The sequence below is a fragment of the Streptomyces sp. NPDC014656 genome (assembly GCF_043084305.1).
GTDB lineage: Bacteria > Actinomycetota > Actinomycetes > Streptomycetales > Streptomycetaceae > Streptomyces.
On record NZ_JBIBZN010000004.1, the window covers coordinates 237,189 to 252,893 of the forward strand.

General features: G+C 73.5%; 20 protein-coding genes. 1 reads left to right on the forward strand and 19 read right to left on the reverse strand.

All coding sequences use genetic code 11. From position 1 onward, the window contains the following. Positions 1-49: 49 nt before the first annotated feature. From trpA to hisI, 9 genes are all read right to left on the reverse strand, one after another. Positions 50-871 (reverse strand): tryptophan synthase subunit alpha, encoded by an 822-nt coding sequence (trpA, locus tag ACF1ED_RS11760; protein ID WP_391759153.1) that lies wholly within the window; start codon positions 869-871, stop codon positions 50-52. Beyond that, positions 868-2,106 carry a tryptophan synthase subunit beta gene (gene trpB / locus ACF1ED_RS11765; RefSeq protein WP_391759155.1) on the reverse strand — a complete coding sequence of 413 codons (1,239 nt, stop codon included), beginning with the start codon at positions 2,104-2,106 and terminating at the stop codon, positions 868-870. Before trpB ends, trpA begins: the two co-directional genes overlap by 4 nt. A 324-nt stretch (positions 2,107-2,430) precedes the next feature. Beyond that, positions 2,431-2,607 carry a tryptophan biosynthesis modulator TrpM gene (gene trpM, locus ACF1ED_RS11770; protein WP_391759759.1) on the reverse strand — a complete coding sequence of 59 codons (177 nt, stop codon included), beginning with the start codon at positions 2,605-2,607 and terminating at the stop codon, positions 2,431-2,433. Positions 2,608-2,674: 67 nt separating this feature from the next. Next, positions 2,675-3,484: an indole-3-glycerol phosphate synthase TrpC gene (gene trpC / locus ACF1ED_RS11775; protein WP_360600479.1), complete on the reverse strand. Its 810-nt coding sequence runs from the start codon at positions 3,482-3,484 to the stop codon at positions 2,675-2,677. A gap of 132 nt (positions 3,485-3,616) precedes the next feature. After that, positions 3,617-4,099, reverse strand: coding sequence for a DUF2752 domain-containing protein (locus tag ACF1ED_RS11780; RefSeq protein WP_391759157.1), 483 nt, complete (start codon positions 4,097-4,099; stop codon positions 3,617-3,619). 135 nt (positions 4,100-4,234) lie between these two features. Beyond that, complete coding sequence (locus ACF1ED_RS11785; RefSeq protein ID WP_391759159.1) at positions 4,235-4,489, reverse strand: HGxxPAAW family protein; 255 nt, start codon at positions 4,487-4,489, stop codon at positions 4,235-4,237. Between the two features lie 118 nt (positions 4,490-4,607). Further along, complete coding sequence (locus ACF1ED_RS11790; protein WP_391759161.1) at positions 4,608-5,249, reverse strand: TIGR02234 family membrane protein; 642 nt, start codon at positions 5,247-5,249, stop codon at positions 4,608-4,610. Positions 5,250-5,263: 14 nt separating this feature from the next. After that, positions 5,264-6,763: an anthranilate synthase component I gene (locus ACF1ED_RS11795; RefSeq protein WP_391759163.1), complete on the reverse strand. Its 1,500-nt coding sequence runs from the start codon at positions 6,761-6,763 to the stop codon at positions 5,264-5,266. An 11-nt stretch (positions 6,764-6,774) separates the two neighbouring features. Next, positions 6,775-7,161, reverse strand: coding sequence for a phosphoribosyl-AMP cyclohydrolase (gene hisI, locus ACF1ED_RS11800; protein ID WP_391759165.1), 387 nt, complete (start codon positions 7,159-7,161; stop codon positions 6,775-6,777). An 84-nt stretch (positions 7,162-7,245) separates the two neighbouring features. On the opposite strand from hisI, the gene ACF1ED_RS11805 reads away from it, so the two are divergent. After that, on the forward strand, positions 7,246-7,881 hold the full coding sequence (locus ACF1ED_RS11805; protein ID WP_391759167.1) for a TIGR03085 family metal-binding protein: 636 nt from the start codon (positions 7,246-7,248) through the stop codon (positions 7,879-7,881). 1 nt (position 7,882) lies between these two features. Here ACF1ED_RS11805 and ACF1ED_RS11810 read toward each other — a convergent pair whose 3' ends face one another. From ACF1ED_RS11810 to hisD, 10 genes are all read right to left on the reverse strand, one after another. Beyond that, positions 7,883-9,109: an MFS transporter gene (locus ACF1ED_RS11810; protein WP_391759169.1), complete on the reverse strand. Its 1,227-nt coding sequence runs from the start codon at positions 9,107-9,109 to the stop codon at positions 7,883-7,885. Next, complete coding sequence (locus ACF1ED_RS11815) at positions 9,106-9,693, reverse strand: ArsR/SmtB family transcription factor (RefSeq protein WP_391759171.1); 588 nt, start codon at positions 9,691-9,693, stop codon at positions 9,106-9,108. The genes ACF1ED_RS11810 and ACF1ED_RS11815 overlap by 4 nt, the downstream gene beginning before the upstream one ends. Positions 9,694-9,811: 118 nt before the next feature. After that, a complete protein-coding gene (gene hisF / locus ACF1ED_RS11820; protein WP_391759173.1) occupies positions 9,812-10,567 on the reverse strand; it encodes an imidazole glycerol phosphate synthase subunit HisF in 756 nt (251 codons plus the stop codon). Then, positions 10,564-10,962, reverse strand: a complete 399-nt coding sequence (locus tag ACF1ED_RS11825) for a RidA family protein (RefSeq protein WP_391759175.1) — start codon at positions 10,960-10,962, stop codon at positions 10,564-10,566. Before ACF1ED_RS11825 ends, hisF begins: the two co-directional genes overlap by 4 nt. Then, a complete protein-coding gene (gene priA / locus ACF1ED_RS11830; RefSeq protein ID WP_391759177.1) occupies positions 10,959-11,687 on the reverse strand; it encodes a bifunctional 1-(5-phosphoribosyl)-5-((5-phosphoribosylamino)methylideneamino)imidazole-4-carboxamide isomerase/phosphoribosylanthranilate isomerase PriA in 729 nt (242 codons plus the stop codon). The genes ACF1ED_RS11825 and priA overlap by 4 nt, the downstream gene beginning before the upstream one ends. Next, complete coding sequence (gene hisH / locus ACF1ED_RS11835) at positions 11,684-12,337, reverse strand: imidazole glycerol phosphate synthase subunit HisH (RefSeq protein ID WP_391759179.1); 654 nt, start codon at positions 12,335-12,337, stop codon at positions 11,684-11,686. Before hisH ends, priA begins: the two co-directional genes overlap by 4 nt. Continuing rightward, positions 12,334-12,498: a hypothetical protein gene (locus tag ACF1ED_RS11840; protein ID WP_351100160.1), complete on the reverse strand. Its 165-nt coding sequence runs from the start codon at positions 12,496-12,498 to the stop codon at positions 12,334-12,336. Before ACF1ED_RS11840 ends, hisH begins: the two co-directional genes overlap by 4 nt. A 2-nt stretch (positions 12,499-12,500) precedes the next feature. Then, positions 12,501-13,094 (reverse strand): imidazoleglycerol-phosphate dehydratase HisB, encoded by a 594-nt coding sequence (gene hisB / locus ACF1ED_RS11845; protein WP_030492957.1) that lies wholly within the window; start codon positions 13,092-13,094, stop codon positions 12,501-12,503. Further along, on the reverse strand, positions 13,091-14,224 hold the full coding sequence (locus ACF1ED_RS11850) for a histidinol-phosphate transaminase (protein ID WP_391759181.1): 1,134 nt from the start codon (positions 14,222-14,224) through the stop codon (positions 13,091-13,093). Before ACF1ED_RS11850 ends, hisB begins: the two co-directional genes overlap by 4 nt. After that, positions 14,221-15,564 carry a histidinol dehydrogenase gene (gene hisD / locus ACF1ED_RS11855; RefSeq protein ID WP_391759183.1) on the reverse strand — a complete coding sequence of 448 codons (1,344 nt, stop codon included), beginning with the start codon at positions 15,562-15,564 and terminating at the stop codon, positions 14,221-14,223. Before hisD ends, ACF1ED_RS11850 begins: the two co-directional genes overlap by 4 nt. Positions 15,565-15,705: the final 141 nt, after the last annotated feature.

Sequence of the window (15,705 nt, forward strand, 5' to 3'; positions counted from 1 at the left end):
TCCGCGCCTCCCCGGTCCCATGTCCACCCGAACGGACTACGCCGGGCGATCAGTCACGGCGCACGCCCGCCGCCAGTTCGGCCGCCAGTTCCTTTACGGCGGCGAGTCCGGCGGCCTCGTCGCCGTCGGCGTCGAGGATCCGCTGGACGAAGGCCGAGCCGACGATCACCCCGTCGGCGAAGGCGGCGACCTCGCGGGCCTGGGCCGCGTTCGAGACGCCGAGGCCGACGCAGACCGGGATCTTCGCGGTGACCCGGGTGCGGCGGACCAGGTCGGCGGCCTGCTCGCCGACCGAGGCGCGGGTGCCGGTGACGCCCATCAGGGAGGCGGCGTAGACGAAGCCGGAACCGGCCGCCGTGATGGTGGCGAGCCGCTCGTCCCTGCTGCTGGGGGCGACGACGAAGACGGTGGCGAGACCGTGCTCGTCGGCGTGCTTCCGCCAGAGCTCGGACTCCTGGACCGGCAGGTCGGGCAGGATGCAGCCGGCGCCGCCGGCCTCGGCCAGCTCCCGGACGAAGCGCTCGACGCCGTACCGGTCGATCGGGTTCCAGTAGGTCATGACGAGGACCGGCTTGCCGGTGGCCTCGTGGGCCTCCTTCACTGTGCGCATGACGTCGGCGATCCGGACGCCACCGCGCAGGGCGATGTCGTCGGCGGTCTGGATGACGGGGCCGTCCAGGACCGGGTCGCTGTGCGGGAGGCCGACCTCGACGATGTCGGCGCCGCCGTCGAAGGCGGCCCTGACCGCCTTGATGCCGCCGTCCACGGTCGGGAAGCCGGCCGGGAGGTAGGCGATGAGCGCGGCCCGGTCCTCGGCCTTCGCCCGCTCCAGGGTGTCGGCGAGCAGCTGGATGTTCCCGGTCGTCGTCACTTCGACCCCTCCCCGTCGTACAGGCCGAAGTAGCGGGCGGCCGTGTCCATGTCCTTGTCGCCGCGGCCGGAGAGGTTCACGACGAGGAGCGCGTCCTCGCCGAGCTCCCTGCCGACCTCAAGCGCCCCGGCGAGCGCGTGCGCCGACTCGATGGCCGGGATGATGCCCTCGGTGCGGGAGAGCAGACGGAGCGCCTGCATGGCGGCGTCGTCGGTGACGGCCCGGTACTCGCCGCGGCCGCTGTCCTTGAGGTACGAGTGCTCCGGGCCGATGCCGGGGTAGTCGAGGCCCGCCGAGATCGAGTACGGCTCGGTGATCTGGCCCTCGTCGTCCTGGAGGACGTACGACCGGGAGCCGTGCAGGATGCCGGGCTCGCCGGCGGTGAGGGTGGCCGCGTGCTCGCCGGTCTCGACGCCGTGGCCGGCCGGCTCGCAGCCGATGAGCCGGACGCCGGTGTCGGGCAGGAAGGCGTGGAAGAGGCCGATGGCGTTGGAGCCGCCGCCGACGCAGGCGATCGCCGCGTCGGGGAGGCGGCCGGCCCGCTCCAGGAGCTGGCGGCGGGCCTCGACGCCGATGACCCGGTGGAAGTCGCGGACCATCGCGGGGAAGGGGTGCGGTCCGGCGACCGTGCCGAAGAGGTAGTGCGTCCGGTCGACGTTGGCGACCCAGTCGCGGAAGGCCTCGTTGATGGCGTCCTTGAGGGTGCGGCTGCCGGACGTCACGGCGATGACCTCGGCGCCGAGCATCCGCATCCGGGCCACGTTGAGGGCCTGGCGCCGGGTGTCGACCTCGCCCATGTAGATGGTGCATTCGAGGCCGAAGAGGGCGCAGGCGGTGGCGGTGGCGACGCCGTGCTGGCCGGCGCCGGTCTCGGCGATGACCCGGGTCTTGCCCATGCGCTTGGTGAGCAGGGCCTGGCCGAGCACGTTGTTGATCTTGTGCGAGCCGGTGTGGTTCAGGTCCTCGCGCTTGAGGAAGATCCGGGCGCCGCCGGCGTGCTCGGCGAAGCGGGGCACCTCGGTGAGGGCGCTGGGGCGGCCGGTGTAGTTGGCCATGAGGTCGCCGAGCTCGCGGGCGAACTCGGGGTCGTTCTTGGCCTTCTCGTACTCGACGGCGACCTCGTCGACGGCGGCGACGAGGGCCTCGGGGATGAACTTGCCGCCGAAGTCGCCGAAGTAGCCCTCGGCAGACGGGACCTGGCCCTCCGGGTCCGGGATGAAGAACTCGCTGGTCATACGGATGCTGCTCCTCGCGGGGCGATGCGGTCGTGAAAGGACGTGACTCGCTTCGTACGCGCGCGGCGTGGCCGACGGCCCTGTGGGCAGGCGTCCCGCAGGGCGAGACGGGTGGGCACAGGGACGGCGACGGCACCCCTGCCGGGCCAAGGCTTTCCGGGCCTGGACCCGCACCTTAGGTACGAGGCCGTACCGGTGCGGGTTCAGGCGCGGAGGCGGAGGCACCCGCCGACGGTGCCGTTCCGTCGTGCCCACCCGTTCCGCCCCAGCGGAACGACCGCCCACGACGAAACGGCGGCGCGGGCGCAGCCCGCCGGGGCTCCGTCAGAGGTACGCGCGCGTAGGACGGGCGCGCCATCGCATGCCCGGGACCGTGCCCGGCTCGGAGCCGATGCAGTGGCGGACCCGGCGGCCGTGGACACGGCGGGCGGGCGCCCGGCAGCCCCGGGGCCGGCAGCCCCGGGCCAGGCGGGCGTGGGCCGCGACGGCGACCGCGCGCAGGCCGACGGGCCCCTGGGCTGCGGAGCCCGGGGCGGTCGGCACGGCGCGGCGAGGGGTCACGGCGGGGTCAGCTCCGGCCGTGCCGCAGGGCCGGGTGGGCGCCGGCGGCGACCAGGTCGGCGACGGCGGTCTTCGGGTCGCGGCCGGTGACCAGGGACTCGCCGACCAGGACCGCGTCGGCGCCGGCGTTGGCGTACGCGATCAGGTCGTGCGGGCCGCGGACGCCGGACTCGGCGACCTTGACGATGCCGGCCGGGATCTCAGGGGCGACGCGCTCGAAGGTGGAGCGGTCGACCTGGAGGGTCTTGAGGTTGCGGGCGTTGACGCCGATGATCCGGGCGCCGGCGTCGACCGCGCGCTCCACCTCCTCCTCGTCGTGGACCTCGACGAGCGGGGTGAGCCCGATGGACTCGGCGCGCTCGATGAGGGAGACGAGGGCCTCCTGCTCCAGGGCGGCGACGATGAGGAGCGCGAGATCCGCTCCGTACGCCCGGGCCTCCCAGAGCTGGTAGGCGGTGACGATGAAGTCCTTGCGCAGGACCGGGATGTCGACCCGGGCGCGCACGGCCTCCAGGTCGGCGAGCGAGCCGCCGAAGCGGCGCTGCTCGGTGAGGACGGAGATGACGGCGGCGCCGCCCGCCTCGTAGTCGGCGGCGAGGCCGGCCGGGTCGGCGATGGCCGCGAGGGCTCCCTTGGACGGGCTCGACCGCTTGACCTCGCAGATCACCGTGACGCCGTCGCCGCGCAGTGCGGCGACCCCGTCCTTGGCCTGCGGGGCCTTGGCGGCCCGTTCCTTGAGCTCGTCGAGGGAGACCCGCGCCTGCCGCTCTGCGAGGTCGGCGCGCACGCCTTCGATGATCTCGTCGAGCACACTCACGCGAGAGGCCCCCTTCCGGGACGGTGACGGTTCCACGGGAACCTGATGAACACGGTTCAGCCATGTCGATGGTATCCGCAGGTGGCCTTCCGGTCCGCATCGAGCGGCGCGGCGTCCCAACTGCTGGGACTTCTAGGGTGCCAGTCCCGAGCCGGACGGAAGGTTCCTGACCACCGTGAACAGGGCGGTCAGCGCGCCGATCGCCCACCACCAGGCCGGCTTCGGGGCGACCCGGGTCGGCGTGCCGCGGACGGCGTGGACCAGCCACACCGCCATGAGGACCGCGCAGACGGCGTAGCCGGCGACGGCGAGGGCGTTGGCACCGAGGGCGGTCGCGAGGTCGCCGTGGGCGACGGCGTGGGCGCTGCGCAGGCCGCCGCAGCCGGGGCAGTACAGGCCGGTGAAGCGGAGCAGCGGGCAGACGGGGTAGTGGCCGGGTTCGTTGGGGTCGACGGCGGCGACGTACGCGAAGGCGGCGCCGGTTCCGGCGAGGGTGGCGAGCGGGGCGAGCAGCCGGCGTCCGAGGGGGCGGCGGCGGAACTCCTCGGCCTCCCGGAGGCCCGGGGGACGGGGCGGTGCGGGCGGGGCGGTCTGCGGCGTCGGCTCGGCGGTCACGCCGCGATTGTCGCCCGGGGCGCACCGGGACGCACGACGGCGCAGTCCGGACGTGCCGGACTGCGCCGTTCGAGTGGTTCTCGGGTCCGCGCGCGTCACGCGGCGGACCTCAGGATCCGGACGACCCGACCGGGGTCAGGCGCGGGCGCGGGCCGCGGCGCTCGCGGTCTCGCGGGCCGCGACGACGGCCTGGGAGTCCTTCGGCATGCCGAGGCCGGCGATCTTCATCGCGCCGCCGACGACACCGCCGAGGAGGATGACGCCGATGCCGGCCCAGAAGCCGGCCACGTTCGCCGCCACCATGAAGACTCCGGCGATGCAGAAGCCGATGAAGGAGATGATGACACCGGTCCAGGCGGCCGGGGTGTGTCCGTGGGCGCTGCCCGCCATGAGTTGCTCCTCGTAGATGTTGCTCGGTGGTGACGTCGAAGACGACGGCCGTCAGGTGATGACGGCCTCATTCTTCCGCACATGACCCCGCGGAGGTGACTCGGGGGGTCCCGGACGATCACGCGTCGTGCGTCGGGTCCTCGCCGCGGTCGAGCGCCTTCCACAGGTCCTCGGGCCGGTCGGGGTCGCCGGCGGCGGGGCGGCGCGCCGGGCGGGGCGCTCCGGAGCGCTCGTAGCGGCCGCCCATCGCGGGCCAGCTCTTGCCGTAGCGGAGGGCGAAGAGGCCGGCGAGGAGGATGAGCAGGGCGCCGGCGGCGGCCACGTACGGCCAGGCCGTGTGGGTGAGGCCGGCGACGGCGGCGGCGGTGTCGCCGCTGATCCGGGCGGCCTCGGCGTCGAGGGCGGCGCTGTCGGAGGCGCCGAGGAAGGCCGCGAGGGCGGCGCCCGCGCCGCTGAGGGCGAGGAGCCCGGCGACGAGGGTGCGGCCGGCGCGGCGCACGGCGAAGACGGCGACGAGGGCGGCGAGGCCGACGATCGCGAGGGCGGTCGGCACGCCGGTGACGGTGCCGCCGTCGGCCTCGACGGCGACGGTGCCCCCGGCGACCGACGCGGTGCCCTCGGCCCAGATCTGGCCGGCGGAGAGCAGTACGACGGTGGCCCCGAGGGCACCGAGGAGCAGGGCGAGGGCGAGGCTCCGCCGACCGCCGGAGGGGACGGCCGCGCGGGCGGCCCGGGGCTGGGGTACGGGTACGGCGCTCACGTACCCACTATCCCCTACGGCCTCGGTGAACCTTTCATCCGGTTGGCGGTGTGGACGGCGCGGAGCACGGCGGCGGCCTTGTTGCGGCACTCGGCGTCCTCGGCGGCCGGGTCGGAGTCGGCGACGACACCCGCTCCGGCCTGGACGTACGCGGTGCCGTCGCGGAGCAGGGCGGTGCGGATGGCGATGGCGGTGTCGGAGTCGCCGGCGAAGTCGAGATAACCGACACACCCGCCGTACAGGCCGCGCCGGGAGGGCTCCAGCTCCTCGATGATCTGCATCGCGCGGGGCTTGGGCGCGCCGGAGAGGGTGCCGGCGGGGAAGCAGGCGGTGAGGACGTCGAAGGCGGTCTTCCCCTCGGCGACCCGGCCGGTGACGGTGGAGACGATGTGCATGACGTGGGAGTACCGCTCGATCGACATGAAGTCGACGACCTCGACGGAGCCGGGCGCGCAGACCCGGCCGAGGTCGTTGCGGCCGAGGTCGACCAGCATGAGGTGCTCGGCGCGCTCCTTGGGGTCGGCGAGCAGCTCCTCGGCGAGGTCGTGGTCCTCCTGCGGGGTGGCGCCGCGGTGCCGGGTGCCGGCGATGGGGTGGAGCATCGCCTGCCCGTCCTCGACCTTGACAAGGGCCTCGGGGCTGGAGCCGACGACGTCGAAGCCGTTCTCGAAGCGGAAGAGGTACATGTACGGGGACGGGTTGGTGGCCCGCAGGACCCGGTAGACGTCGAGGGCGGAGGCGGCGCAGGGGGTCTCGAAGCGCTGCGAGGGCACCACCTGGAAGGCCTCGCCGGCCCGGATCCGCTCCTTGACGTCCTCGACGGCGTCCTGGTACGCCGGGCCGCCCCAGAGCGCCGAGTACGCGGGCAGCTCGGAGGCCGGGAGGGCGACGGGGGTGGTGGCGACGGGGCGGGCCAGGTCGGCCTCCATCGCGTCGAGGCGGGCGACGGCGTGCGCGTACGCCTCGTCGACTCCGGTCTCCAGGTCGTTGTGGTTGATCGCGTTGGCGATCAGGAGGACCGAGCCGTCCCAGTGGTCGAGGACGGCGAGGTCGCTGGTGAGCAGCATGGTGAGCTCGGGGAGCTCCAGGTCGTCGCGGGTGGAGTCGCCGATCCGCTCCAGGCGCCGGACGATGTCGTAGCCGAGGTAGCCGACCATGCCGCCGGTGAACGGCGGCAGGCCGCCGGCCAGGTCGCGCGGGGTGTGGAGGGCCTCGACGGTGGCGCGCAGGGCGGCGAGCGGGTCGCCGTCCGTGGGGACGCCGACCGGCGGGGTGCCGAGCCAGTGCGCCTCGCCGTCCTTCACGGTGAGGGTGGCGTCGCTGCGGACGCCGACGAAGGAGTAGCGGGACCAGCTGCGGCCGTTCTCCGCGGATTCGAGGAGGAAGGTGCCGGGACGTTCGGCGGCGAGCTTGCGGTAGAGCCCGACCGGGGTGTCGCCGTCCGCGAGGAGCCTGCGGCTGACGGGGATGACGCGGCGGTCGGCCGCCAGCTTGCGGAAGGTCTCGAGATCCATGGCGCCAGACCCTACTCGGATGCGGGGAGCCCCGCGGGGGGCAGGAGCACGTCGGCGTCGAAGCAGGTCCGGGTGCCGGTGTGGCAGGCGGCGCCGACCTGGTCGACCTTGACGAGGAGCGTGTCGGCGTCGCAGTCGAGGGCGACGGACTTGACGTGCTGGACGTGCCCGGAGGTGTCGCCCTTGACCCAGTACTCGTTCCGGCTGCGGGACCAGTAGGTGCAGCGGCCGGTGGTGAGGGTGCGGTGGAGGGCCTCGTCGTCCATCCAGCCGAGCATGAGCACCTCGCCGGTGTCGTACTGCTGGGCGATGGCGGGGACCAGGCCGTCGGGACTGCGCTTGAGGCGGGCCGCGACGGCCGGGTCGAGGTCGCTGGGGGTCCGGGGCGTGCTGCTCATGGCGCCATTGTGCCGTGGCGCGCGGGCGTGTCCGGCGGGGCGTCCACTGGGCGGACGGCGCGGCGCGGTCGTACGCTGGCGGGCATGTCGACCCATGCCAAACGTGAACGGCTTCTGCTCGCTGATCTGTTGGAGGCGGCCGGTCCGGACGCCGCGACGCTGTGCGAGGGCTGGCGGACGAGGGACCTGGCGGCGCACGTGGTGGTGCGGGAGCGCCGGCCGGACGCGGCGGCCGGGACGCTCGTGCCGGCGCTGCGGGAGCGGCTCCAGCGGGTGCAGGACGAGTTCGCCGCGAAGCCGTACGAGGAGCTGCTCCAGCTCGTCCGCACGGGGCCGCCGCGCTTCTCCCCGTTCGCGGTCAAGCAGGTGGACGAGGGGGCGAACGTCGTCGAGTTCTACGTCCACGCCGAGGACGTCCGGCGGGCCCAGTCCGGCTGGTCGGCGCGGGAGCTGGACCCGGTCTTCGCGGACGCCCTCTGGTCCCGCCTGGAGAAGGGCGCCCGGCTGCTGGCCCGCAAGGCACCGGTCGGCCTGGTGCTGCGCCGTCCGAACGGCCAGACGGTCGTCGCCCACAAGGGGACCCCGGTGGTGACGGTCTCCGGGGAGCCGGGCGAGCTGACGATGTACCTGTACGGGCGTACGGAGGTGGCGAAGGTGGGCGTGGAGGGCGACCCGGACGCGATCGAGCTGCTGAGCACGACGAAGCAGCTGGGGATCTGAGCTAACGGGGCAGTTCGGCGCGGCGGACGGCGCGGACCGCGAGGGCGTACCCGCCGGAGAGGGCGCAGACCGCGGCGCTGACGACGAAGACCGGGCCGGAGCCCCAGGTGCCGATGGCGGCGCCGGTGAGCGGGAAGCTCAGCGGGGCGATGCCGAGGCTGCCGAGACTGGCGACGGCGCTCACCCGGCCGAGGTACGCGGGGTCGCACTCGGTCTGGATCAGGGCGTTGCACAGGGCTCCGGAGAGGCCGGCGAACAGGCCGATGGAGAGGGCCACGGCGACGGCGGGGGCGAGCTGGGGCAGGTGGCCGAGCGCGCCGATCGACACGGCGCCGATCACCATGGTCCAGCCCATGACGAGCCCGGTCCTGGGCACGTGCCCCTTGACGGTCAGCAGCAGGGAGGCGCCGCCCGCCCCGACGCCGAAGCCGGCGAGGACCCAGCCGATGCCGGAGGCGCCCCAGCCGCGCTGTTCGGCGAGAACGGCGAGGCCGACGTTGAGGGGGCCGACGAAGCCGAGGTCGCTGAGGAGCACGACGATCATCAGCGGGCCGAGCACCCGGTGGCCGCGGAGGTAGCGCAGGCCGTCGGCGAGGCCGCGCGGGGCGGTGCCGTCGCGGGTCTCCTCCTCCCGGGGCAGCGGGCGGAGCCGGAGCGCGGCGAGCAGGGGCAGGGAGAGCGCGAAGAGGGCGCCGGCGACGGCGAAGGCGCTCGCGGTGCCGCCGACGGCGACGGCGAGGCCGCCGAGCGGGGCGCCGACGATGGCGCCCGTCCGGTGGGCGAGGCCGCGCATGCCCTGGACGCGGGCGAGCTGGTCGCGGTCGGCGACGCGGGGCGGCAGGGCGCCGACGGCCGGCAGGAAGAGGGCGTCGACGGTGCCGAAGACGAGGGCGACGGCGGCGAGCGCCCCCGGGCCGGGCGAGGCGAGGAAGAGGGTCGCGGCGAGGCCGAGGGTGACCAGGCAGCGGACGGCGTCGGAGGCGATGACGACCCGGCGCGGGCCGAGCCGGTCGGCGATCACTCCGCCGAAGAGCATGAGCAGCGCGCGGGGCACGGCCGCGACGGCCATGACGAGCCCGGCCTGGGCGGGGCTGCCGCCGCTGACGGCGGCCCAGGAGAGGGCCAGGTAGAAGACGCTGTCGCCGAGGGTGGAGGCGGTGTAGGCGCCGAGCCAGCGCAGGACCTGGGGGCTGCGGTGGGCGGGGCGGGCCTCGATGACGGCGGTCACGGCCGGTAGGGGAAGCCGTGGAGGTGGACGGCGACGTTCTCGCGGCCCTCGGTGTCGCCGGCGGCCTCGGCGGCGCGGGCGATGCGGTCGTACTTCTCGCAGACGGCGTCCAGCTCCTCGTTGAGCGCGGCGAGTTCGGCGGCGGTGAGGCGGGGCAGCCATTCGGAGCTGATCGAGGCGGAGCGCCAGGCGGCGGACCAGGTGAGGCGCTCGTCCAGGAAGCGGCGGTGGAGTTCGGCGCGCTGCTCGTTGACGGTGCGGCCGACCGCGTCGCTCGCGGCGGCCAGTTCGGGGGTGTCCCTGACGTCCTCGTCGCGGATGGTGACGCCGTACGAGCTGGGGCGCCACCAGCGCTCCCGGCCGTCGCTGGACTGGGCCTCGGCCTCTTCGATGAGGCCGTGCTCGGCGAGCTTGCGCAGGTGGTAGCTGACGAGCGAGACGGCTTCGTCGACCTGCTCGGCGAGCTGGGAGGCGGTGGCGGTGCGGGCGACGAAGAGGTTCCGGTAGAGGCGCATGCGCAGGGGGTGCGCGATCGCCTTGAGGGTGCCGAGGTCGGTGATCCGACGGTTCTCCTGCGAGGTCATGTCCACGACCGTAGATGCGAAAGAAAACTTGCACAATGAATATTGCGCAAGTTTCCTTTCGCATCTGGTCGGCGAAAAGGGCCCCCGAGGGGGCCCTTCCCTCAAGCGGAACGACGCCTCAGCGGACCGCGTGCCCCGCTTCCCGCAGCGCGCCCTTGACCTCGCCGATCCGCAGGTCGCCGAAGTGGAAGACGGAGGCGGCGAGCACCGCGTCCGCGCCGACCGCGACGGCCGGCGCGAAGTCGGCGAGCTTCCCGGCGCCGCCGGAGGCGATGACCGGGACGGTCACGTGCTTGCGCACGGCCGCGATCATCTCGGTGTCGTAGCCGTCCTTGGTGCCGTCCGCGTCCATCGAGTTGAGCAGGATCTCCCCCGCGCCCAGCTCGGCGGCGCGGTGGGCCCACTCGACGGCGTCGATGCCGGTGCCCTTGCGGCCGCCGTGGGTGGTGACCTCGAAGGAGCCGGAGGCCGTACGGCGGGCGTCCACGGACAGCACGAGGACCTGGCGGCCGAAGCGCTCCGCGATCTCCTGGATCAGCTCGGGGCGGGCGATGGCGGCGGTGTTGACGCCGACCTTGTCCGCACCGGCCCGCAGCAGCCTGTCGACGTCCTCCGCCGAGCGGACGCCGCCGCCGACGGTGAGCGGGATGAAGACCTGCTCGGCGGTGCGGCGCACCACGTCGTAGGTGGTCTCGCGGTTGCCGGAGGAGGCGGTGATGTCGAGGAAGGTCAGCTCGTCGGCGCCCTCGGCGTCGTACAGCTTGGCCATCTCGACGGGGTCGCCGGCGTCCCGCAGGTTCTGGAAGTTGACGCCCTTGACGACCCGGCCGTTGTCCACGTCCAGGCAGGGGATCACGCGTACGGCGAGGCTCATGCCGCATCACTCCTGTACGCCTCGACCTCGACCTCGACCACCAGGCGGGGGTCGACGAAGCCGGAGACGATGATCATCGAGGCGGCCGGGCGGACCGCGTCGAACAGCTCCTTGTGGGCGCGGCCCACCTCGTCCACGTCCCGCGCGTGGGTGAGGTACATGCGGGTGCGGACGACGTGCTCGGCGCCGAGACCCAGCTGCTTCAGCGCGGCGAGGGCGACGCCGAAGGAGTTGACGGCCTGCTCGTACGGGCCGCCGTCGGCGATCTCGCCGTCGACCACCGAGGTGCAGCCGGAGACGAGGACGGTGCCGTTGGGCAGCTCGACCGCGCGGGAGTAGCCGAAGGTCTCCTCCCAGGGGGCGCCGGTGACGACCTTGCGCACGGAATCGGTCATACGGCGGCCACCGCCTCCAGCGCCTCTTCCAGCGTGAACGCCCCGGCGTAGAGCGCCTTGCCGACGATCGCGCCCTCGACGCCCAGCCCGGTGAGACCGGCCAGGACGCGCAGGTCGTCCAGGGAGGAGACGCCGCCGGAGGCGACGACGGGCTTGTCGGTGGCCGCGCAGACGTTCTTCAGGAGCTCGGTGTTCGGGCCGGTGAGGGTGCCGTCGCGGCCGATGTCGGTGACGACGTAGCGGGCGCAGCCCTCGGAGTCGAGGCGGGCGAGCGTCTCGTAGAGGTCGCCGCCCTCGCTGGTCCAGCCGCGGCCCTTGAGGGTGGTGCCGCGCACGTCGAGGCCGACGGCGATCTTGTCGCCGTGCTCGGCGATGACCTTGGCGACCCACTCGGGGGTCTCCAGGGCGGCGGTGCCGAGGTTGACCCGGGTGCAGCCGGTGGCGAGGGCCGCGGCGAGCGAGGCGTCGTCCCGGATGCCGCCGGACAGCTCGACCTTGATGTCCATGGCCTCGGTGATCCGGCGGACCAGCTCGCGGTTGTCGCCGGTGCCGAAGGCGGCGTCCAGGTCGACGAGGTGGAGCCACTCGGCGCCGGAGCGCTGCCAGGAGAGGGCGGCCTCCAGCGGGGAGCCGTAGGAGGTCTCGCTGCCGGACTCGCCGTGCACGAGCCGGACGGCCTGGCCGTCGCGGACGTCGACGGCGGGGAGGAGTTCCAGAGTGCTCACAGGGTTCCGATCCAGTTGGTGAGGAGCTGGGCTCCGGCGTCGCCGGACTTCTCGGGGTGGAACTGGGTGGCCCACAGGGCCCCGTTCTCCACGGCGGCGACGAAGGGCTCGCCGTGGGTGGCCCAGGTGACCTTGGGGGCGCGGATGTTCTTGTTGCCGACCTCCAGCGTCCACTCGCGCACCGCGTAGGAGTGCACGAAGTAGAAGCGGGCGTCGGCGTCGAGGCCGGCGAACAGCTCGCTGTCGGCGGGCGCGTCGACGGTGTTCCAGCCCATGTGGGGCACGACGGGGGCCCGGAGCGGCTCGACCGCGCCGGGCCACTCGTCGAGGCCCTCGCTCTCGACGCCGTGCTCGATGCCGCGCTCGAAGAGGATCTGCATGCCGACGCAGATGCCCATGACGGGGCGGCCGCCGGAGAGGCGGCGGCCGACGATCCAGTCGCCGCGGGCCTCCTTGAGCCCCTTCATGCAGGCGGAGAAGGCGCCGACGCCGGGGACGAGGAGTCCGTCGGCGTTCATCGCCTTCTCGTAGTCGCGGGTGATCTCGACGTCGGCGCCGACCCGGGCGAGCGCGCGCTCGGCGGAGCGGACGTTGCCGAAGCCGTAGTCGAAGACGACGACCTTCTTGCCGTTGCCCGTGCCGCCCGTCATGCCCACACGTCCAGCCGCATGACGCCGGCGGCGAGGCACATCACCGCGCCGACGGAGAGCAGCACGATGACGCCCTTGGGCATCTGCTGCTTGACGAAGGAGTAGATGCCGCCGAGCAGGAAGAGCCCGACGACGATCAGGATGGTGGAGAGACCGGTCACGATTACAGCGCGCCCTTCGTGGAGGGGAGGATTCCGGCGGCGCGGGGATCCCGCTCGGAGGCGTAGCGCAGGGCGCGGGCGAGCGCCTTGAACTGGCACTCCACGATGTGGTGGGCGTTGCGCCCGTACGGCACGTGGACGTGCAGGGCGATCTGCGCCTGGGCCACGAAGGACTCCAGGATGTGCCGCGTCATGGTGGTGTCGTAGGAGCCGATCATGGGCGCCATGTTCTCGGGCTCGGTGTGCACGAGGTAGGGGCGGCCGGAGAGGTCGACGGTGACCTGGGCGAGGGACTCGTCGAGCGGGACCGTGCAGTTGCCGAAGCGGTAGATGCCGACCTTGTCGCCGAGGGCCTGCTTGAAGGCGGCGCCCAGCGCGAGGGCGGTGTCCTCGATGGTGTGGTGCGAGTCGATGTGGAGGTCGCCGTCGGTCTTCACGGTCAGGTCGAACAGACCGTGGCGGCCCAGCTGGTCCAGCATGTGGTCGTAGAAGCCGACCCCGGTCGACACGTCGACCTTTCCGGTGCCGTCGAGGTCGATCTCGACGACGACGGACGTCTCCTTGGTGGTGCGCTCCACGCGGCCTACGCGGCTCATGCGTTCTGCTCCTTCTTCAGCTGACGAACCGCGTCGAGGAACGCGTCGTTCTCTTCGGGGGTGCCGGCGGTGACCCGCAGCCAGCCCGGTACGCCGTTGTCCCGGACCAGGACGCCCTGGTCGAGGATCCTCCGCCAGGCCGCGTGGGAGCCCTCGGCTCCGTCGAAGCGGCCGAACTGGACGAAGTTGGCGTCGGACTCGGTGACCTCGTAGCCGGTCGCGCGCAGCTCGGCGACCAGCCGGTCGCGCTCGGTCTTGAGCTGTTCGACGTACCCGAGGAGGGTGTCGGTGTGCTCCAGGGCGGCGAGCGCGGTGGCCTGGGTGACGGCGGAGAGGTGGTACGGCAGGCGGACCAGCTGCACGGCGTCGACCACGGCCGGGTGGGCGGCGAGGTAGCCGAGGCGGAGTCCGGCGGCGCCGAAGGCCTTGGACATGGTCCGGGAGACCACCAGGTGCGGCCGGCCCTCCAGGAGGGGCAGCAGCGAGTCCCGGTGGCTGAACTCCACGTACGCCTCGTCCACCACGACCAGCGAGGGCTTGGCGGCCTGGGCGGCCTCGTACAGCCGCTCCACGACCCCGGCCTCGACGGCGGTGCCGGTGGGGTTGTTGGGCGAGGTGACGAAGACGACGTCGGGCCGGTGCGCGGCGACGGCCGCCTCGGCGGCCTCGACGTCGATGGTGAAGTCCTCGTTGCGCGGGCCGGAGATCCAGCCGGTGCCGGTGCCGCGGGCGATCAGGGCGTGCATCGAGTACGAGGGCTCGAAGCCGATCGCGGTGCGGCCCGGGCCGCCGAAGGTCTGGAGCAGTTGCTGGAGGACCTCGTTGGAGCCGTTGGCGGCCCACACGTTCTCCACGGCCACCGGGTGCCCGCCGGTGCGGGTGAGGTAGCGGGCCAGCTCGGTGCGGAGCTCCACCGCGTCCCGGTCGGGGTAGCGGTTGAGGCCGCGGGCGGCCTCGGCGACCCGCTCCGCGATCCGGGCCACCAGGGGCTCGGGCAGCGGGTAGGGGTTCTCGTTGGTGTTCAGCTGGACGGGCACGTCGAGCTGGGGGGCGCCGTAGGGCGACTGGCCCTTCAGCTCCTCGCGGATCGGCAGGTCGTCGATCCCGATGGTGTCGTTCTGGTCGCTCACTTGCCCTCCGGAACCTTCCAGCCGAACCTGGCCTTGATCGCGGCGCCGTGGGCCGGGAGGTCCTCGGCCTCGGCGAGGGTGACCACGTGGTGGGCCACGTCGGCGAGCGCGTCGCGCGTGTAGTCCACGATGTGCACCCCGCGCAGGAAGGACTGCACGGAGAGGCCCGAGGAGTGGCAGGCGCAGCCGCCGGTGGGCAGGACGTGGTTGGAGCCGGCGCAGTAGTCGCCGAGGGAGACCGGCGCCCAGGGGCCGACGAAGACCGCGCCCGCGTTGCGGACCCGGTCGGCGAGGGCGGCGGCGTCGGCGGTCTGGATCTCCAGGTGCTCGGCGCCGTAGGCGTCGACGACCTTGAGGCCGTCCTCCAGGTCGGTGACGAGGACGATCGCGGACTGCTTGCCGGCCAGGGCCGGGGCGATCCGGTCGTCGACGTGCCGGGCGACGGCGACCTGGGCCTTCAGCTCGGCCTCGACGGCCGTGGCCAGCTCCTCCGAGTCGGTGACGAGGACGGAGGCGGCCATCGGGTCGTGCTCGGCCTGGCTGATGAGGTCGGCGGCGACGTGCACCGGGTCGGCGGTGGCGTCGGCGAGGACCGCGATCTCGGTGGGGCCGGCCTCGGCGTCGATGCCGATGCGGCCCTTGAGGAGGCGCTTGGCTGCGGCGACGTAGATGTTGCCGGGGCCGGTGACCAGGTCGACGGGGGCGCAGCCGGGCTCGTCGCCGATGGCCTCGGTGCCGTAGGCGAACATGGCGATGGCCTGGGCGCCGCCGGCGGCGTACACCTCGTCGACGCCGAGGAGGGCGCAGGCGGCCAGGATCGTCGGGTGCGGCAGGCCGTCGAACTCCTTCTGCGGCGGGGAGGAGACCGCGATGCCCTCGACGCCGGCCTCCTGGGCCGGGACGACGTTCATCACGACGGAGGACGGGTAGACGGCGCGGCCGCCCGGCACGTAGAGGCCGACGCGGTCGACGGGGATCCACTTCTCGGTGACCGTGCCGCCGGGCACGACCTGGGTGGTGTGGGTGGTGCGGCGCTGGTCGCGGTGGACCAGGCGGGCGCGCCGGATGGACTCCTCCAGGGCGGCCCGGACGGCCGGGTCGAGCTCCTCCAGGGCGCGGGCGAGCGTCCCGGCGGGGACGCGCAGGCCCCGGAGCCGGACGCCGTCGAATTTCTCGCCGTACTCGATCACCGCGGCCGCGCCATGATGCCGTACGTCCTCGCAGATCGGCCGCACCTTCTCCAGGGCGGCTTCCACGTCGAACTCGGCACGGGGCAGCAGGTCGCGCAGGGCGGAACCCTCGGGGAGGGCCTCGCCGCGCAGATCGATTCGAGAGATCACGGGTCAATTCTCGCAGACGGCCCTCCGGCCCCGGACGTCCGTATCACTGGCTGATACGTGGCTTGCTACCCGTTGATACACGCCACTGTGGCGTCTCCTCGCCACTCCTGACCGTTAGCGTTCAGCCCGTCACAGTGCGGG